The 539-nt window shown below is 46.8% G+C and carries 1 protein-coding gene; it reads right to left on the bottom strand.

Annotation, left to right across the window (positions count from 1 at the left end):
• Nucleotides 1-311 (bottom strand): hypothetical protein (locus tag ACTHUR_RS17500; protein WP_440399988.1); only part of this gene is annotated, 311 nt, incomplete at its 3' end.
• Nucleotides 312-539 lie beyond the last annotated feature (228 nt).

Below are 539 nucleotides of genomic sequence, written 5' to 3'. Positions count from 1 at the left end.
CCGTAAACGGCATTCCAAGCCGCGTCCAACATCTGGCCGGCTTGTTGCAGCTTGGCATTTTGCTGCTCTTTCTGAGCCAAGGCCGTCTGAATTTCGCCTTTCAAACGGTCAATATCGGATTGTGCGGCCTGTAAACGGCGCTGCGCGCTTTCCAAATCGCTTTGCAGGGAAATGATTTTGCTGTCGTTGCTGTTTTGCTCATGCAAAGCGGCACGGTAAACCGATTGGACGGACAGCAAACGGTCTTCCGCCTCACCGGCATACGCGGCGGCGGCAGATAGCATCATCAGGGCAAGTAAGGTTTTTTTCATGGGTTTTCCTTTAAAGTTGTTGATTTGTAAAGTAAAGTGCAGAGCCGATTTTTCAGCCGCCAAGTTTACATAATATGCTTGTTGGTCTTTGTTCTTGACGGCTTATTTTATCCAATCCGGACATTCAGGCTGCCGATAAAAGTTAATTCAATCAACTGTTGTGGCAGGCAGGCGGCTATTATTTTCTCATATTCTCCGCCTTATTCCATTATTTTCTGGTTTTATTAT

It is taken from the genome of Neisseria sp. P0021.S007 (assembly GCF_051956855.1).
This window is presented reverse-complemented; position numbering and strand designations above follow the sequence as displayed.